Origin of the sequence: Mycobacterium sp. E2327, from assembly GCF_001672675.1 — a bacterium.
Lineage (GTDB): Bacteria > Actinomycetota > Actinomycetes > Mycobacteriales > Mycobacteriaceae > Mycobacterium.
Genome location: NZ_LZKE01000087.1, coordinates 24,243 through 42,796, shown reverse-complemented (window position 1 = coordinate 42,796; position 18,554 = coordinate 24,243). Strand labels below are relative to the sequence as shown.

14 protein-coding genes and 1 pseudogene are annotated in these 18,554 nt (G+C 68.3%); 10 read left to right on the top strand and 5 right to left on the bottom strand.

What is annotated here, in order from left to right:
• Nucleotides 1-347, top strand: a pseudogene (locus tag A5712_RS09530) (hypothetical protein); the annotation flags it as partial.
• An 18-nt stretch (nt 348-365) separates the two neighbouring features.
• On the opposite strand, the gene A5712_RS09525 reads toward A5712_RS09530, so the two are convergent.
• Together A5712_RS09525 and otsB are read right to left on the bottom strand one after the other, a co-directional pair.
• Complete coding sequence (locus A5712_RS09525) at nt 366-1,172, bottom strand: universal stress protein (protein WP_068103856.1); 807 nt, start codon at nt 1,170-1,172, stop codon at nt 366-368.
• Between the two features lie 105 nt (nt 1,173-1,277).
• Entirely contained in the window at nt 1,278-4,949 is a 3,672-nt protein-coding gene (gene otsB, locus A5712_RS09520; RefSeq protein ID WP_068103853.1) for a trehalose-phosphatase, read from the bottom strand.
• A gap of 132 nt (nt 4,950-5,081) precedes the next feature.
• Here otsB and A5712_RS09515 point away from each other — a divergent pair, with 132 nt between their 5' ends.
• The 5 genes from A5712_RS09515 (at nt 5,082) to A5712_RS09495 (ending at nt 10,578) form a co-directional block, all read left to right on the top strand.
• The gene (locus A5712_RS09515; RefSeq protein ID WP_068103873.1) at nt 5,082-5,969 is read left to right on the top strand and encodes a universal stress protein; all 888 of its coding nucleotides are present in this window, start codon (nt 5,082-5,084) and stop codon (nt 5,967-5,969) included.
• 38 nt (nt 5,970-6,007) lie between these two features.
• The gene (locus A5712_RS09510) at nt 6,008-7,471 is read left to right on the top strand and encodes a bifunctional aminoglycoside phosphotransferase/ATP-binding protein (protein WP_231982082.1); all 1,464 of its coding nucleotides are present in this window, start codon (nt 6,008-6,010) and stop codon (nt 7,469-7,471) included.
• 109 nt (nt 7,472-7,580) lie between these two features.
• Complete coding sequence (locus A5712_RS09505; protein WP_068103850.1) at nt 7,581-8,585, top strand: NAD(P)H nitroreductase; 1,005 nt, start codon at nt 7,581-7,583, stop codon at nt 8,583-8,585.
• A gap of 15 nt (nt 8,586-8,600) precedes the next feature.
• Nucleotides 8,601-9,704, top strand: coding sequence for a 3-oxoacyl-ACP synthase III family protein (locus A5712_RS09500; protein ID WP_068103871.1), 1,104 nt, complete (start codon nt 8,601-8,603; stop codon nt 9,702-9,704).
• On the top strand, nt 9,688-10,578 hold the full coding sequence (locus A5712_RS09495; RefSeq protein ID WP_068103848.1) for a 3-oxoacyl-[acyl-carrier-protein] synthase III C-terminal domain-containing protein: 891 nt from the start codon (nt 9,688-9,690) through the stop codon (nt 10,576-10,578). The genes A5712_RS09500 and A5712_RS09495 overlap by 17 nt, the downstream gene beginning before the upstream one ends.
• Before the next feature lie 194 nt (nt 10,579-10,772).
• Here the strand turns inward: A5712_RS09495 and ppsA are convergent, their stop codons facing one another.
• The gene (gene ppsA, locus A5712_RS09490; protein WP_068103846.1) at nt 10,773-13,169 is read right to left on the bottom strand and encodes a phosphoenolpyruvate synthase; all 2,397 of its coding nucleotides are present in this window, start codon (nt 13,167-13,169) and stop codon (nt 10,773-10,775) included.
• A gap of 108 nt (nt 13,170-13,277) precedes the next feature.
• Between ppsA and A5712_RS09485 the strand changes: the two genes are divergently transcribed.
• A complete protein-coding gene (locus A5712_RS09485) occupies nt 13,278-14,657 on the top strand; it encodes a wax ester/triacylglycerol synthase family O-acyltransferase (protein ID WP_068103844.1) in 1,380 nt (459 codons plus the stop codon).
• Here the strand turns inward: A5712_RS09485 and A5712_RS09480 are convergent.
• Entirely contained in the window at nt 14,647-15,330 is a 684-nt protein-coding gene (locus A5712_RS09480; protein ID WP_068103842.1) for a PAS and ANTAR domain-containing protein, read from the bottom strand. The two genes, A5712_RS09485 and A5712_RS09480, sit on opposite strands and share 11 nt — an antisense overlap.
• A gap of 75 nt (nt 15,331-15,405) precedes the next feature.
• Complete coding sequence (locus A5712_RS09475) at nt 15,406-15,855, bottom strand: Hsp20/alpha crystallin family protein (RefSeq protein ID WP_068103869.1); 450 nt, start codon at nt 15,853-15,855, stop codon at nt 15,406-15,408.
• Between the two features lie 155 nt (nt 15,856-16,010).
• Here A5712_RS09475 and A5712_RS09470 point away from each other — a divergent pair, with 155 nt between their 5' ends.
• The 3 genes from A5712_RS09470 to A5712_RS09460 all read left to right on the top strand — a co-directional run bounded on the left by A5712_RS09470 (nt 16,011) and on the right by A5712_RS09460 (nt 18,510).
• The gene (locus A5712_RS09470; RefSeq protein WP_068103840.1) at nt 16,011-16,388 is read left to right on the top strand and encodes a helix-turn-helix transcriptional regulator; all 378 of its coding nucleotides are present in this window, start codon (nt 16,011-16,013) and stop codon (nt 16,386-16,388) included.
• Between the two features lie 172 nt (nt 16,389-16,560).
• Entirely contained in the window at nt 16,561-17,280 is a 720-nt protein-coding gene (locus tag A5712_RS09465) for a GAF and ANTAR domain-containing protein (protein WP_068103838.1), read from the top strand.
• 48 nt (nt 17,281-17,328) lie between these two features.
• On the top strand, nt 17,329-18,510 hold the full coding sequence (locus A5712_RS09460) for a zinc-dependent alcohol dehydrogenase (RefSeq protein WP_068103867.1): 1,182 nt from the start codon (nt 17,329-17,331) through the stop codon (nt 18,508-18,510).
• The last annotated feature ends 44 nt before the right edge of the window (nt 18,511-18,554 follow it).

The following is an 18,554-nucleotide window of genomic DNA, read 5'->3' as shown; positions in this document are numbered from 1 at the left end:
TGGCGCTGTATCACACGAAGCGGCTGGCCTCACCGGCACAACGGATCATGCTCTACGCCCGCGATCGCGGCTGCACCAAACCGGGCTGCGACGCCCCGGCCTACCACAGCCAGGTCCACCACGTCCGCGGCTGGACAACCACCCACCGCACCGACATCGACGACCTCACCCTGGCCTGCGGACCCGACAACCGCCTCGCCGAACACGGCTGGACCACCCGCACCAACACCCGAGGCGAAACCGAATGGATCCCCCCACCCCACCTCGACCACGGCCAACCCCGCACCAACAACTTCCACCACCCCGAACGATTCCTCCGCGACACCGACGACGACGAACCCGTTTGACAGCGATCGCTCGACGCTTTAGTTGCGCACCACCAGCACCGAGCATCCGGTGCGGCCGAGCGGGGATTGGTCCGACGGGCCGATGATCTGGGCGACCTTGTCGGCGTCCTCGCTGCCCACCACTGCGAGATCCACGGATTCCTGTGTGTGGGTAAGGAATTCGGCGGCCCCGCGCCTAGCGGCGGCCGGCATGACGTGCACCTCGCGATACTGCGATACCCAGGGGCCGAGCCGATGATCGAGTTGCTGGTAGGGGATCTCGCCCAACCCCCGCCGCCAGGTTCCGAGCGCCAAAATCGACGCGCCGCGCTGCCGCGCCGCCCGGAAGCCGTGTTCGAGGACAGCGTCGTTGCCCGGTGAATCGTCGACGACGACGGCGACGTACCCGCGATCCTTCGCCGCGGCATCGCCGTTGTTGCGGACAATCGCCACCGGGCAGTGCGCTTTCCGGGCGACGGTGTCGGCGGTCGAACCGAGTATCTTACGTGCGACCCACCCGATCCCAGCGGACCCCACACAAACCATTGCAGCACTACGGGATTCGTCGATCAGAACGCCCTCCGGCGATCCGTGTACGACGTCGCATTCGACTTTGACCGGCTCGCCCAACGCCGCAAGCGCCGCGTCGGCGGCGCGCAGGGATTCCTGGGCGTACTCGACCTCGAGGCTTGCATCGTTCCCGACATCGCCAGGGACCGCTTGGACCAGCCGCAGCGGCACGTTGCGGCTGACCGCCTCGGTGACCGCCCACTTCGCCGCGTTGATCGCCGCGTCCGACCCGTCGATGCCCACGACGATCCTCTCCGATGACGGCGGATTGTTCATCACGTCCTCCCGATCCGGCGGGCGGGGCCGCCATTCGCAGACGTTATTGGGGGACGCCGGCGTGTCGGCAGGGCCATTCGACCCGAATCCCTGGGCATTAGGGCTTCACGCCACCTCGATGCTCTGCCCGGGCAAGAGATGCTGTACGCGGCCACGGCATTCGACCACGATCGGTCCGGCGTTGCCGGCCTCGGAGGTCAGATCCCCTGTCCGTCCGCTGATCCGGAGGTGCAGCCGGTGGCCGCGGTACACGAAGGGGAATTCGATGGCGCCAAGCGCGGCGGGCCAGTGGGGACCGAGCACCAAGCGATCGTCGCGCGTTTCCAGCCCGGTGAAACACCGCTGCACCAGATCGAAACTGCCGGCCATCGCGGCCAGGTGTATCCCTTCCGCGGTGGTGCCGCCCTGGATGTCGGCGACGTCGGAACCCAGCACCTGGACGAAGTACCGCATGGCGTGGTGGCGGTTGGCGCGGGTGAGAACCCAGGCGTGCACGATCGCGCTGAGCGTGGAGCCGTCCGAGGTGCGCGACAGGTAGTACTCGATGGTCTTCGGGATCTGCTCGGGCTCGAAACGGTAGCCGAGCCGGCCGAACAGGCCCAGCAACTCCTCCGACGACAGCAGGTAGAACAGCATCAGCGCGTCGGCCTGCTTGGACGCCTTGTAATTGTTGACGCTGTCGTCCTCGGCCTCCAGGATCCGATCGAGCCGCTGGATGTTGCCGTATCGCTGCCGGTAGTGCTCCCAATCCAGTTCGGCCAGTTCTGAATAGCCTTCGAACTGGCTGATCACGTCGTCGTGGAAGGGGACGAACATTCGCCGTGTCACGTCATCCCAGCGGTCCAGCTCCTCGGTCGTCAGGCCGACCTTCCCGACCAGATCGAGCCTGTCGCGCAGCGGCAGCAGCTCCAGCGCGTCCATTGCCCGAAGGATCACCCAGACCGCCATCACGTTGGTGTACGCGTTGTTGTCGACGCCGTCGTATTCCTTGCCCGGATAACCGGAATGGAACTCGTCGGGACCGATGATTCCCCGGATCGTGTAGCGGCCGCGGGTGTCGTCGAAGCTCGCCAAGCCCACCCAGAAGCGCGCGATCTCGACCAGCATCTCGGTGCCGTAGTCGATCAGGAATTGGCGGTCACCGGTCACCTGGTAGTGCTGCCAGGCGTTGTAGGCGACGGCGAGGCCGACGTGGTGCGCGCGGGCACTGGCGTCCGGATTCCAGTGGCCCGATTGCGGATTCAGGTGCACCTCCTGGCTCACCTCGCGGCCGTCGCTGCCCGATTGCCACGGGTACATCGCGCCGAGATAGCCGGCCCGGCGCGCGGCGCGGCGCGCCTCGGGAAGCCGCCGGTAGCGATACAGCAGCAGCGACCGGGACACGTTCGGCAGGCGCAGGCTCAGCACCGGCGAGACGAACAGCGAGTCCCAGAACACATGGCCGCGGTAGGCCTCGCCGTGCAGCCCGCGCGCGGGAACCCCGGCGTCCAGTTCGGCGGTGTGCGGCGAAAGGGTCTGCAGCAGGTGCACCAGATGCAGCCGGAGCACCCGCAGCGCCGGCGTGCTGTCGGTGAGGCCCACGTCGCACTGCTCCCACAGGCGCGCCCAGGCCCGGGTGTGCTGCTGGTGAAGGTCGGCGTAGCGGCCGGCGGCGTCGAGGTATTGCTGTGCGGCACTGACCGGTTCGGATATGGCGGTGTCCCGGCCGGTGAAGACGGTTGCCACCTTCTCGCACGTCACGGACTGCCCCTCCGACAGCGTGACCGCGATGTCGTGACCGCCCCGGTCGCCGTCGGTGACGACGGCGTAGCGCGCGTCGGCGCGCACATCGGGGACGTCGTCGCGCCACACGGTGGTGCGCCCTGCGACGGCGATCGCGATCCGCGACTGCGAGGTCTCGGTCCGCAATACCGTTGAGTCGGAACCGGTTTCCTCGATCGCCGTCGCGGTGAGGTGCGCGCCGGACAACGACCGGTAGCGCTCGACCATCGTATTTTGCACGCTCGCATCCAGCAGCGACCTGAACTCGACCGTGCCCGACCAGTTCTCGGCGCCGACGGTGGTCTTCATGGCGAGCAGGTGCGGCTGGTGCATGGAGGCGAAACGCTGCTGGGTCAGCGTCGTGATCCGGCCCGAGCCGTCGCGAAATCGCAGACTGCGGCTCAGCGTCGCGTTGCGCAGGTCGAATGTCTGCCGGAAGAACAACAATTCGGTGTCGTCGACGCAAAACCACGCCCCGCCGTCGATCCGGAACGTCAGCGGCAACCAGTTGGGCAGGTTGACCAGGCTCTCGTTCTCGATCGTCCGGCCGGCGACCCGGTCGGTCAGCGTGTTGTACACCCCGGTGGCATAGGTGCCCGGGTAATGGGCCTCAGTTGCCGCCGCCTCGGATGCGCAACCCCGGGTGGCCAGGTAACCGTTCCCCACGGTGCACAGGGCCTCGCGCAGCCGCTCGTACTTCGGGTCGTAGCCCTCGTAGACGAGTTCCCACGCGTCGCCCGGCGTCGCCGCCGCCTGTTCTAAGTCCAAGGCCAGCCGGTGGACGAATTCGGCCACGCCGTTGGGATTTTCGAGGCTGAACGGCGCGGCGGACGGCCGGTCGCCGTCCTCGTCGTGGCGCACCACGATGCCCACGCCGTCGAATTGGACGGCGTCGAAGGCGTCCTCGTCGGTGATGTCGTCACCGATGTAGATCGGCAACACTGCGCCGGGTTCCGCGCCGTCACCGTCCACGATGCGTTGCAGCAACCAGCCGAGCGTCGTGCCCTTGTCTCCGTCCATGTTCGGGCGAAGTTGGATGACCCTGCGGCCGGGGGTGATCCGCAGGCCCTCGGTGCGGGCGAGCTCGCGCACGGCCACGATCGCCCGGTCGACGTCCTGCGGTTCGGCATTGCGGTAATGAATGGCGACCGCAAAGCGCTTGCGCTCCACCGCGATTCCCGGGGCGTTTCTCAGCGTCTCCGTCAAGCGGTCGGCGGCGCGCGCCACGCTGTCGGCGACGTCGGCGGCGGCGTTCTCCAGCGCGGAGCCGTCGGGCGCGATCACCTCGTAGCCGTGTCCGCCCGCGTACCACACGCCGTCGACCTTGACCCGTTCGCGGACGTCGGCGACGTCACGGCCGCTGATCACCACGACGGGACACCGCGCGGCCAGCGCGCGCAGCGCTCTGTCGGCACCGTCGACGAGTTTCGCCGATTCCGGGTGATCGACGATGTCGGACAGCGTGCCGTCGAAGTCGAGGAAGACCACGGGTCGCCGGTTCGCCACCAGCTCTTTGACCTGGCCGTAGGCCAGCAGCGCATCGGCGATCCGCGACATGGCCGCGCCGCCGCGGCGCACCGAGATCTCGGCCAGGTCGGCAACCACGGCGTCGGCGCCACAGGACAGCAGCCCGGCGGCGTGCCCGTTGCGCTGGACGCCGATGACGAGGCCGAAGCCCCCGTCCCCGGCGGCCTTGACCCCGGCGTCGTCGCGGTCGATCACCGCGCATCGCACGGTGCGCACCCCGAGCCGGCGGGCGGTTTCGGTTGGCGACGGCCCGTCGACCGCGAGGCCGACGAGGTCGTCGATCCCCGCGGCGCGCAGGGCTTCCGCGCAGTCGCGGCCGGGCGAGTAGACGGCCGCCGCGACGCCGGCGTCCCGCAGCCGCCGCAGCAGGGGGACGGCCGAATCGCGTGCCTCGACGGCACCCGGTGCCGCCTCGGTGATCAGGCTGTCCAGCCCGAGGATTACCGCATCGTGGTAGCGCCGATCAACGGTGGCGGCCCATTCGGTCACTTCTGTGACGATGCCACTTGGCGGCTCTGGTCAACGGGGCCTGATGTCCATGTGTTTGGGGACTAAAGCCTCATGTTCGACGAGCGTTCGGCCAATAGCGTTTTGAGCAGACGTAGGAGGAACAGGATGTCCATGGCCACACCCACGAACCGCCACGGCATCGTCGCCGGAGTCGACGGGTCGCCCGCATCGAACGCCGCCGTCTGCTGGGCGGCCCGGGACGCGGCGATGCGGAACGTCCCATTGACCTTGGTGCACATGTACAGCACGTACGTGCCGACGTTCCCGCAGATCCCACTTCCGGCCGGGGTCGCGGTATGGCAGGAGGAGGACGGACGGCAGGTCCTCGAGCAGGCGGTCAAGATCGCCGAAGACGCCGTCAAGGGCGACCAGCAGGTCGCGATAAGCACCGAACTGAAGTGCTCGCCGCCGGTTCCGACGCTGATCGACCTGTCCGAAGAGGCCGACATGATCGTCGTTGGCAGCAACGGGCGTGGAGCATTGGGCCGGGCGCTGCTGGGATCGGTCAGTTCCGGCGTCGTGCGGCATGCGAAGTGCCCGGTCGCCGTCGTGCGGGACGAAGACCCGTTGATGCCGCACCCGCAGCAGGCTCCCGTGCTGCTCGGCATCGACGGCTCGCCCGCCTCCGAGCTCGCGACGGCCATCGCGTTCGACGAGGCCTCCCGCCGCGGGGTGGACCTGCATGCGCTGCACGCGTGGAGCGACGTTCAGGTGCTCGAACTTCCCGGATTCGATTGGGCGGTAGTGAAGGCGGAAGCAGAACGCAGCCTCGCCGAAGGGCTGGCCGGCTGGCAGGAACGCTATCCGGACGTCACCGTGCGGCGACTCCTCGTGTGTGATCAGCCGGCGCGCCAGTTGATCGAGAAATCGGAGTCCGCCCAACTGGTCGTCGTCGGCAGTCACGGCCGGGGCGGCATCGCCCGGACGCTGCTGGGTTCGGTCAGCAACGCCGTCGTGCACTCGGTCCGGATGCCGGTCATCGTCGCGCGGCCCACTTAAGGCTTGGCACGGGCGTCCGCGGCGGCGAGGCTTAGGCGGTGACCGAGACCCGAGCGCCCTATATCGATGTGCACGAAACCCACACGGGCGTGGTCGTGCTCGCGGGCGATCGGGCATTCAAGGCCAAGAAGCCGGTGCTGACCGACTTTCTCGACTTTCGCACGCCGGAGCGGCGCGAGTTCGCGTGCCACCGCGAGGTCGAGCTGAACCGCCGGCTGTCGCCGGACAGCTACCTCGGGGTCGCCCAGCTGTCCGACCCGGGCGGCGGCCCGGCCGAACCGATCGTCGTCATGCGCCGCTACCGCGACGAGGACCGGCTGGCGTCCATCGCGCGCCGCGACACCGACGGCTCGGTGCGAGGGCTGCTGGACACCATCGCCGCCGTGCTGGCCCGATTTCACGAGCGCGCCGAGCGCGGCCCGGCGATCGACGCGCAGGGCGAGGCGGCCGCGATCGAGAAGCGCTGGCGCGACAACCTGGTGGAACTGGACCGCTACCCGGACGCGCTGGCCGCCGAGGTGCTGTCACGAATCCGGCGGCTAGCAACCGAATTCATCGCGGGCCGCGAACCCCTGTTCCGGCGCCGCGTCGAGGACGGGCTGATCGTCGACGGCCACGGCGACCTGCTCGCCGACGACATCTTCTGCGGCCAGGACGAGCCGGCGCTGCTCGATTGCCTGGAGTTCGACGATAAACTTCGCTATGTCGACTGCATCGACGACGCCGCCTTCCTCGCCATGGACCTCGAGTTCCTCGGCCGCGAGGACCTGGGCGAGCATTTCCTGCAACGCTATGCCGCGCACGCGGCGCGGAAGGCGCCGCCGGCGCTCGCGCACTTCTATGTCGCCTATCGCGCGGTCGTGCGGGCGAAGACCGACTGCGTGCGACTGTCCCAGGGCAAGCCCGAGGCCGCCGATGACGCCGCCCGGCACCTCGCGATCGCCGACGAGCATCTCCGCAGCGGCGCGGTGCGCCTGGCCCTGGTCGGCGGCAACCCCGGCACCGGCAAGTCCACCGTCGCCCGCGCGCTCGCCGAACAGGTTGGGGCCCAGGTCATCTCGACCGATGACGTGCGCCGGGAACTGCGGGACTCCGGCACCATCGTGGGGCAAGCCGGCGTCCTCGATCAGGGACTCTACAGCCCGGACAACGTCGCGGTGGTGTACGAGACCGCGCTGCGGCGGGCGCGATCGTTGCTGGGCGACGGGCAATCGGTGATCCTGGACGGCACCTGGCGGGACCCGGAGCTGCGCGCGCGGGCCCACCGCCTGGCGTCCGAAACACACTCGGCGACGGTCGAACTCATGTGCTCGTCGACGGTCGACACGGCGGCCGGCCGGATCACCACCCGGCGGCCGGGCAATTCCGAGGTGACCCCGCAGATCGCCGCGGCGATGGCCGCCGAGCGCGCGGGCTGGGACACCGCGCACCGCATCGACACCTCCGGGGCCCTCGAGGAGTCAGCGCGCGAGGCCGTCGACGCCTGGCGCCGAACGGTTTAGGCCCCTCCCAGGAGTCGAACGCCCCGGTCGTAAGGGGACCAACGGCCCTGTCAGCGATGCGAGCCACGTCCTTATGGTCAGTTCGAGGGACTTGAGTGGAGTGGTTGAGATGCTGTTGAAAGCGCCGGAATCCGAAGTCATCCGCGACGCCGTGATGCTGGCGAGCCGGGCGCCTTCGCTGCACAACAGCCAGCCCTGGCGGTGGGTGGTCGAGGGTGCGCGGCTGCAGCTGTGGGCCGACCCCCGCCGGCTGATGTCCGCAACCGACCGGACCGGCCGGGAACTGACGTTGAGCTGCGGCGCGGTCCTCGATCATCTGCGGGTCGCGATGGCGGCCGCCGGCTGGGACAGCGCCACCGAGCGCCTCCCGGATCCCTCCGAGCCGAATCACCTGGCCACCGTCGAGTTCCGGCCCGCCGACAGCGTGACGGAGGCACAACGGCTGCGTGCCGACGCCATCCGTAGCCGCCGCACCGACCGGCTGCCGTTCGCCGCGCCCGCCGGTTGGGCGGTGGTGGAGGCGCAGCTGCGCCTCGCGGTCCATCCGCACGACGTCCTGCTCGACGTGGTGCCCGAGGATGCGCGGCCGACCCTGGCGGAGGCGTCCGCGCTCACCGAGCAACTGCGCCGCCACGACGCCGCCTACCTGTCCGAATTACGCTGGTGGACCTCGCCGTTCGAGTCGGACGCCACCCACGTGCCGGAAAGCTCCCTGGTGTCCAGCACGGAGGCCGCCCAGGTCGACGTGGCGCGGACCTTCCCGCCGGCGGGCGGGGGCCACCGGGGCGACGCCGTCGATCACGACCACTCGAAGATCGTGGTGCTGTCCACCCACCACGGGGACGCCCGGCTGGACGTCCTGCGCTGCGGCGAGGCCCTGTCGGCGGTGTTGCTCGAGTGCACCATGGCCGGCCTGGCCACCTGCACGCTGACCCACATGACCGAGATGTCGATGAGCCGAAACATCATCACGCAGATCACCGGGACCGCCGGCCAGCCGCAGCTGCTGATCCGGGTCGGCAAGGCCGCGCCGAACGGCTACCACGTCGAGCCCACCGCGCGGCGGTTGGTGACCGAGGTCCTCAAGTTTCGCAGTGACCCGCGAGGGGACTGAAAGGAGGTGGCGCCGATGGCTCGGCACTGGCTGGTGATGGAGACCGCCGGGGAGGGCGTTGCGGCGCCGTTCGTTGCCCGGCTGGCCGGCGCCGGGCGGCAGCTGCCCGAAACCCGGCTCACCACCGACGAATTGATGGCGACCACCCGCCACCACACCCACATCGACCTGGAACGACTCACCGGGATCCGCGAGCGCCGCGTATCGGTGGGCGACGAGGATTCCTACAGCCTGGCCACGTCGGCGGCGCTGAACGCGCTGGCCGCCGCGCAACAGGACCCCGCGGCGCTCGACGTGGTGATCAGCTGCAGCATCACAAAATTCCGCGGCGGCCTGACCCAGTGGCTCGAGCCGACGATGAGCAGCGCGGTGGCCCGCGCGATCGGTGCGCCCCAGGCGATGACCTTCGACGTGTCCAACGCGTGCGCCGGGATGCTCACCGGGGTAACCATTTTGAACAACTGGATCCGGCAGGGCATCGTCGAGCGCGGGCTGGTCGTCAGCGGTGAATACATCTCGCAGCTGAGCCACAACGCCGCCCGCCACATCCGCAACATCATGAGCAAGGAACTCGCCTGCCTGACCCTGGGCGACGCCGGTGCGGCGCTCCTACTGGAGCGGGCCCCGGCGGGCTCCGCGGGCATCGGCCTCGCCGGGTTCACCACCGTCGCCGACTACAGCCGGCTGTGCCTGGCCTATCCGGAGGGACACGACCCGGGCGCGCGGATGTTCACCAACTCCCGCGCCATCCAGAAGGCCGCGATCTCCAACACCCCGCTGCTGTTGAGCGAAGTGCTTGACGCGGTGGGCCTTTCGATTCACGACATCGACCACGTGATCACCCACCAGACCTCGGCGCGGGCCATCCGCAAGGGAATGAAGCGCATGTCGGAGGCGTTCGGCGACAGCCCGCGCCACGACGCGGTGATCACCGTCGACCGGTACGGCAACACGGCGTCGACGACCCACACCGTGGCGCTCGTCGAGGAACTCGAGGCCGGCAACATCCGGCCCGGCGAGCGGGTCGCGTTGCTCGCGCTGGCCTCCGGATTGGAGATCGGCGTCGTCCTGCTCACCCTGGATGAGGATTTGGTGAATCGCTATGGGCACGGTCATTGATCGAGTAGACGTGGCACACCCGCACCTGCGTGGCCGCCACAGCGCCCTGCACCTCGCGGTGATCGCCGCCAAGGACTGCCTGCACCAGGCCGGATGCGATCCCGACGAGCTGGATCTGGTTGTCAACGCTGGGATCTACCGGGATCGCAACCTGGGGGAGCCGGCGCTGGCCGCGCTGATTCAGGACGACATCGGGGCCAATCCGGAGGATCCGCACGCCGGGGCGCACGGCACCTTCTCGTTCGACATCGCCAACGGGGCCTGCGGGGTCCTGACCGGACTGCAGATCGTCGACGGGTTCTTGCGGTCACGCAGCATCAACCGCGCGCTCGTCGTGGCCAGTGATGCCGACCCGGGTCACGGGATGAGCGAGCACTTTCCGTTCTCGGCCGCCGGTGCGGCCCTGCTGTGCCACTGGACCGACGACGACTACGGGCTGAGCCGCGTGTCCTGGGTCAATACCGAGGACACCGAGGCGTTCTCGGCGACAGTCGGGTTCGCCGACGCGCGAAACGTGCTGCGGTTCAATCACTCGGCAGACATGGATGAGAGGTTCGCCGCGGCGGCCGCCGCGGCGGTACGGGCGTGCCTGGACGCGCAAGCCATTGGATTGGACGACGTCGACCTGATCGTCGCCGCCCCGGCCCGGCCCGAGTACCGCGCGGCGCTGAGCGGTCTGCTCGGGGTGCCGCGCGAAAAGGTCTGCGTCGCAGCCGATCACCGCATGCACACCGCCGCCCTGGCCGCCGCGTTCGAACCGGCCGCCGAAAACTTCCCGGCGGGTGCCCGGGTACTGTTCGTCGCCGCCGGCGCGGGCGTCACCGCCGGTGCCGCGCTGTACCGCCAGCCACCGGTGGCGCCGATCCTGCGGTGAGAGCGTGAAGCCGTCAAAATTTCCGCTCTGGACGCAGACTCGGCGCAAGTGTCACGCCGGCGATCACATCAGCCACATGAGTACCGTATGGGGGCCAGGAGGCGATTTCCATTTGTGATTTCACCGGCGCTATCACAAATAGGACTCGCCTAATGGTCGGTCGCGCGACGGCTTACGGCCACACTCAGGCCCCGTCACTGCAGCGGCACCGCTTGGCGCTCCAGCTCGAGGATCTGGCGGGTGGTCTTGACCACCACGTCGGGGTTCAGGCTGATCGAGTCGATGCCGGCGCGGACCAGGAACTCCGCCATGTCCGGGTAGTCCGACGGCGCCTGCCCGCACAGCCCCGAATGAATCCCGTTGCGGCGGCAGCCTTCCACGGCCAGGCGGATCATCTCCTTGACGCCCTCGTCGCGCTCGTCGTAGTCGAAGGCCACGATCTCGCTGTCGCGGTCGACGCCGAGGGTGAGCTGGGTCAGGTCGTTCGAGCCGATGGAGAAGCCGTCGAAGCGTTTCGCGAACTGATCGAGCAGGATCACGTTGTTCGGGATCTCACACATCGCGTACACCTGGAGCCCGTTCTGGCCGCGCTGCAGGCCGAGGTCGGCCATGGTCTGCAGCACCAGGTCCGCCTCGGTCACCCGGCGCACGAACGGGAGCATGATGATGACGTTGGTCAGGCCCATGTCCTCGCGGACGCGTTTCATCGCGCGGCATTCCAGCGCGAAGCCCTCGGCGTAGGCGGGGTGGGCGTAGCGTGAGGCCCCGCGGAACCCGATCATCGGGTTGCTCTCGACCGGCTCGAACGCGCTGCCGCCGATGAGGCTGGCGTATTCGTTCGTCTTGAAGTCCGACATCCGGACCACGACGGGCTTCGGCCAGAAGGCGGCCGCGATGGTGCCGATTCCCTCGGAGAGGCGCTCCACGAAGAATGCGCCGCCGTCGGGGTAGCCGCGGGTGAGCCGTTCAATGGTGCGCAAATCCTCTGCGTCGCAGACCTTTTCGGGGTGCAGCAGCGCCAGCGGGTGCACCTTGATGTATTCGCTGACGATGAACTCCATCCGGGCGAGTCCCACACCGTCATTCGGCAAGAACGACGTCTTGAACGCGAGGTCGGGGTTGCCGAGGTTGACCATGACCTGGGTCCGCGGCCGCGCCAGCCCGGCCACTTCGGTGCGATCGACGTGGAAACCCACCTCGCCGCGGTACACCCGCCCGGTATCGCCCTCGACGCAGGACACCGTGACGACCTCGCCGTTCGGGACGCTCGTGGTGGCGTCGCCCGCGCCGACCACGGCAGGGATGCCCAGTTCGCGCGCGATGATCGCGGCGTGGCAGGTGCGCCCGCCGCGGTTGGTGACGATCGCGGCGGCGATCTTCATCACCGGCTCCCAGTCCGGCGTGGTGGTGTCGGCGACGAGCACCTGGCCGGGCTGGAAGTCGGCGAGGTGCTCGAGGTTGTCGATCAGTTTCGCCCTACCCGACGCGACCTTCTCGCCGACGGAGCGGCCCTCGGTGAGTATCTCGCCCCTTCCCTCGAGCACATACGTCTCCACCGTCGTCGAACTGCGCTGCGAGGCAGCCGTTTCCGGGCGGGCCTGGACGATGTAGAGCTGCCCGTCGAGACCGTCCTTGGCCCACTCGATGTCCATCGGCCGCCCGTAGTGCCGCTCGATGGTGCAGGCATACCCGGCCAGCTCGAGCACGTCGTCGTCGGTGACGCAGAACCGGCCGCGGTCGGCCTTCGGCGTCGGGATGTTGCGGGTGGTCTGCTTGGTCCCGCCCTCGACGAAGACCATCTTCACCGCCTTGTCGCCGATCAGCCGGCGCAGCACGGCGCGGTGGCCCGCCTGATAGGTCGGCTTGTGGACGTAGAACTCGTCGGGGTCGACAGCGCCCTGGACCACGTTCTCGCCCAGCCCGTACGCGCCGGTGACGAAAACGACGTCGTTGAAGCCGGATTCGGTGTCGATGGTGAACATCACGCCCGACGAGGCGAGGTCCGAGCGCACCATCTTCATGATGCCGATCGACAGCGAGACCTTGAAATGGTCGAAGCCCTGGTCGATGCGGTAGTGGATGGCCCGGTCGGTGAACAGGCTGGCGAAGCAGCGGCGGCACGCGTCGAGCAGGCTCTCGGCGCCGGTGATGTTGAGGAAGGTCTCCTGCTGGCCGGCGAAGCTGGCCGTCGGCAGGTCCTCCGCGGTCGCCGAGCTTCGCACCGCCAGGCTGACGTCCTCGCCGTACTCCTGCTGAAGCATCCGGTAGGCGGCCACGATCTCGGCGGCCAGGTCGTCGGGAAGCCCTGCGCCGTAGACGATCTCACGGGCGCGCTTGCCCCGGCGCGCCAACTCGGCGACGTCATCGGGGTCGAGGTCGTCGAGCTCGGCGTGCAGCGCGTCCCAGGCGCCGGCGCGATCCAGCATGTGTCGGTAGCCGGCCGAGGTGGTGGCGAACCCGTGCGGGACGCGCACGCCCTGCCCGGAGAGCTTCTGGAACATCTCGCCGAGCGAGGCGTTCTTGCCGCCGACCAGCGGCACGTCGTCGATGCCGATCTCTTCGAAGAAGCGAACGTAGTTGAACCTGCTCATGGGCCTCACGATATGGCCGCATTTGGCGCGGCACAGCCGGCATTAGGCCCCGAAAGTTGGGGACTTCTGACTCTGACTCCGCCGGCGCGCAGGGCGGAAAGTAGCCAAATGGAGCAATTGACCGCGCTCGATGCCACCTTCCTCGAAGTCGAAGACTCCGATCCGCACGTGAGCCTGGCGGTCGGGGGCGTGTCGATCATCGAGGGTCCCGTTCCCGACTTCGACGAGTTCGTCGCCGCCTTCGCCAAACGCGTTCCGGACATTCCGCGATGCACGCAGGTGCTGCGGACGCACCCGCTGGATCTCGGCGCACCCGAATGGATGGACGACCCGCACTTCGACATCGCGCGCCACCTGCACCGGCTCGCGCTCCCGCACCCCGGCGGCGACACCGAACTCTTCGAGACCATCGCGGCTGTGATGGAGCGCCGGCTCGATCGCGAGCGCCCATTGTGGGAGTGCTACCTGATCGAGGGGCTGGCCGACGACCGCTGGGCCGTGCTGACCAAGATCCACCACTGCATCGCCGACGGCATCGCGACGACGCAGATGCTGGCGAGGTTCAGCGACGACCGGGACGAACGCGAATCCTTCGCCACCGACATCCGCGCCGCCAGGGAACCGGAGCGGCCGGGGCCGAGCCTGCCCAAGTTCAGCCTCAACCCGCTGAGCTGGGTGAACGGCCTCGGGCGAAGCGCGCTCGCCGCGGCGGCGACCGCCGAACAGGTCGCGGTGGGCGCGGCCGAACTGACGGCCAGCCTGTTCAGCCCCGCGCCGGCATCGTCGCTGAACGGGCCCGTCACGAGCATGCGCCGGTTCAGCGTGGCCCGGGTCCGCCTGGCCGATCTACAGGAGGTGGCCGCGGCGTTCGGCGTGACCCTCAACGACGTGGCGCTGGCGGCCATCACCGACAGCTATCGCACGATGCTGATCGACCGCGGCGAACAGCCGGCGCGCAACTCGTTGCGCACGCTCGTCCCGGTCTCCGTCCGCCCGACGAACCACTTCGACGTGGCCGACAACCAGGTCTCGGCGATGCTGCCGTTGCTGCCCGTCGACGAGGGCGACCCGGTCGAGCAGCTACGGCTGGTGCACGGCCGGCTCACCCGGGCCAAAGCCAGCGGCCAGCGCGAGGGCGGCAGCGCGGTGGTGGCGGCCGCCAAGAACGTCCCGTTTGTCTTCTCCGCGTGGGCGATTCGCCTGTTGGCGCGGCTTCCCCAGCGGGCGGTGGTCGCACTGGCGACGAACGTTCCGGGTCCACGCAAACAGCAGAAGCTGATGGGCCGGCGGGTGCTGGAGATCTTCCCGATCCCGCCGATCGCGCTGCAAGTGCGCACCGGCATCGCGATGCTCAGCTACGCCGACGCGTTCATCTTCGGCATCACCGCCGACTACGACACCGCGCCCGACATCGAGGCGCTCGCCGCCGGGATCGAGAAGGGCGTCGCGCAGCTGGTGCAGGCCGCCCGCGACTCGGTCAACGCTTGACGGGTCGGCCGTTTTCGCGGCGGATGCGCTGGTGCGCGGTCAGCAGGAGATGGTCGAATTCCTGCGTGTTGAGCGGCAGGCCGGCGGCAAGGAAGTCTTCGATGATCTGCTCGGCCAGCAGCCGCAGCTTGACGTTCGCCTCCTGGGACAGCCATTTGAGCAGGTTGAACGCGGCGTCGTCGCTGATTCGGTAGACCAGCATCAGCATGCCCTTGGCCTGTTCGATGCCGGCGCGATTCTCCTTGATCTCCGCCAGCCGCGCGGTGACGAGATCCTCCTGGGCGCTTTCGGGGGAAGCGTCGACATAGAACCCGTGCGTCCCGATCACCTCGCCTTGGTCGTCGACGAGCCGATCACCGACGACGATGATGTGGCGCACGTTGCCGGCGGTGTCGATGATGCGGTGGCGGGTGCTGAAGGCCTCGTGGGTGTTCAGGATCTGATCGATGGTGGCCGCGACCTGCCCGCGGTCGTCGGGGTGCTTGTGCGCGAGCACCAGGTCGGTGGTCGGGGTGACGCTGCCGGGTTCGTAGCCGTGCATCCGCTGCACCTGGTCCGACCACTCCCAGCGCTGGTCGGCGAAGTAGAACCGGAACCAGCCCACGGCCTGCGGAACGCCCCCCGCAAGCGCCTCTTCGACGTCGGGCGTTTCGCCGTTCAGATGCCATTCCATGGTGGGACCTCGCCTCCCTGGGCGCCTCCCTGAGCAAAGGGTGGGGCGGCCATAAGCCGCCCCACCCGCCGGTCGTTATGCGTCGATCACCTCGCGCTTGTTGGCTTCCTCGTTGATGGCCTTGTGGCCGTTGCCGTGACTGACAGAAATCTTGCGCGGCTTGGCCTTCTCGGCCACGGGGATGCGCAGGCGCAGGACGCCCTCGGAGTAGGACGCGTCGATCCGCTCGGTGTCCAGGTTCTCGCCGAGCACGAGCTGGCGGCTGAACACCCCGCGCGGCCGTTCGGTGGCCAGCATCTCGCGGTTGGGGTCGACGCCCGGGCGCTCGGCGCGCACGGTCACGACATTGCGCTCGATGTCGATGTCGAGCGTGTCGGCGTCGATGCCCGGCAGGTCGAACTCGACGACGAACTGTTCTCCCTCGCGCCACGCGTCCATCGGCATCACCGCCGGCCGGGCGGCCGTGCCGAGCACTTGTTGGGCGAATCGGTCGAGGTCACGGAAGGGGTCGGTACGCATCAGCATGGCGGTCACCTTTCACTCCAATCTGCGGCTCTGAAGTGGTCAATTCCCGTGTGTCTTTCTGTGTCAGAAGACATAGATTTCATATATCACTATCGACAGAAGACCGCAAGTGTGATAAAGAGGTTTTCTGAGTAAGTTCATCGAGGGGACGGCCGATGACCGAGAGCATTGGGGAGGCGGGCGCGCCGGCGTCGGACCGCGGCGTGTACGGGATCTCCGTGGCCGCCGAACTTTCCGGCATCCCGGTGCAGTCGCTGCGCCTCTACGAACGGCACGGGCTGTTGAGTCCCGCTCGCAGCGACGGGGGAACGCGGCGGTACAGCGCGAACGACCTGGCCCGGCTGCAGCGCATCAGCGCCCTGCTCGACGCCGGGGTCAACCTCGCCGGCATCGCCCGCATCCTCAGCCTGGAAGACCACAACGCCGAGCTCTCGGCGGTCAACACCGATCTGCGCTCCACCAATCGCACCTTGCGGAACGCGGCCAAGGGCGCGGGTCCGAGGAAAAACGGGACCCGGCGCGAAAGTCGTTGACCACCAACCCCTTAACGGGCGGCCCGATGGTCGGGCACGCGGGTGCCGTCCGGGCCGTCCTTTTGAGCTGTTTGCACTTCGTTGTTTGGCCCGTAGGCTTCGTTTTATGCGTCGACGCATGGGGTATGCGACCGCCGGCGCGCGGCCCGAAAACCCTCGAGGGGGTGATGAAATGCCGGATGACAAGAGCACGGTCGTCACCCAGTTGTCGGAACTGATGACCAGCCTGCAGCGCGAGGGCACCGAAACGACGGCTGGCCTGCGCGAACTGATCGAAAGCGGCGTCCGGCACATGCCGGGCTGTCAATACGCGGGGATCACCCTGGCCGAGCGTGGCAAGGCCGTCACCACCGTGGTTGCGACCCACCGCTACCCGATGCTCCTCGACACCATCCAGGACCGGTGCGGGGAGGGGCCGTGCCTGGGCGCCGCCTGGGGCTACCACATGGTCTACGTCGACGACCTGAACGTCGAGCAGCGCTGGCCGCACTATCAGCGCGACGCGCTCGAGGAAACCCCGATCCGCTCGATCGTGTCGTACGAGCTGTTCGACGACGAGAAAAGCTTGGCCGCGCTCAACTTCTATGCCGATCATCCCCGCGCTTTCGGCGACGAATCCTTGGAAATCGGCGGCATTTTCGCCACCAACGTGGCCCTGGCCTGGTCGATGATGCGCCAGCAGGACCAGTTCCGCAGCGCGCTGGCGTCGCGGGACACCATCGGTCAGGCCAAGGGCGTCATCATGGAGCGCTTCAACCTCGACGCCGTCGAGGCGTTCGAACTGCTCACCCGGCTGTCCCAGCGGTCCAATACCAAGCTGATCGACATCGCCAAGGCCTTGATCGACAGCGAACATCCGCTGAAGCCGCGGCACCGCGGTCCCCACCAATAGCCGCGCGCTGGCGTTTCGGGCCGCCCGACGCGGGTATGTGCCATGCACATGAAAGCCGTCACCTGGCAGGGCAAGCGCGACGTCCGCGTGGAGTCGGTGCCCGATCCCAAGATCGAGCAGCCGACCGACGCCATCGTCGAAGTCACCTCCACCAACATCTGCGGTTCGGACCTGCATCTCTACGAAATTCTCGGGGCCTTCATGAACCCCGGCGACATCCTCGGGCACGAGCCGATGGGCATCGTCCGCGAGGTCGGCGGCCAGACGGGCGATCTGCGGGTCGGCGACCGGGTCGTCGTCCCGTTCCAGATCTCTTGCGGCCGTTGTCACATGTGCGACAAGCAGCTCTACACCCAGTGCGAGACCACCCAGGTGCGGGACAAGGGGATGGGCGCGGCGCTGTTCGGCTACTCGGAACTCTACGGCGAAGTCCCCGGCGGGCAGGCCGAACTGCTGCGCGTGCCGCAAGCCCAGTTCACCCACATCAAAGTCCCTGAGGGACCGCCGGATTCGCGTTTCGTGTACCTGTCCGACGTGTTGCCGACCGCCTGGCAGGCGGTGGCCTACGCCGACATCCCGGACGGGGGCTCGGTGGCCGTGCTCGGGCTGGGACCCATCGGCGACATGGCCGCGCGCATCGCCGACCATCTCGGGTACCGGGTCATCGCCGTCGACCTGGTGCCCGAACGCCTGGCCCGCGCCGCCGGGCGCGGCATCCACACCATCGATCTGAGTCGGCTCGACGCGCCCCTCGGCGACGCGATCCGCGACCTGACCGACGGCCGCGGCACCGACTCCGTCATCGACGCCGTGGGCATGGAGTCGCACGGGTCCCCGGCGGCCAAGTTCGCCCAGCAGGCCACCGGCATGTTGCCGGACTTCATCGGCAAACGGCTCATGCAGACCGCCGGCGTGGACCGGCTCACCGCCCTGTACTCCGCCATCGACATCGTGCGGCGCGGGGGAACCATCTCGCTGATCGGCGTCTACGGGGGAATGGCGGACCCGCTGCCGATGCTCACCCTCTTCGACAAGCAGGTGACCTTGCGGATGGGGCAGGCCAACGTGAAGAGGTGGGTCGACGACATCATGCCCCTGCTGACCGACGACGATCCCCTGGGCGTTGACACATTCGCCACCCACGTGCTGCCCCTCGACCAGGCGCCGCACGGGTATGAGATCTTCCAGAAGAAGCGGGACGGGGCGGTAAAGGTAATGTTAAAACCTTGAAAACCGCTCTGCTGCAAGCCTTTCCGGACCATCGTTTGGAGTAG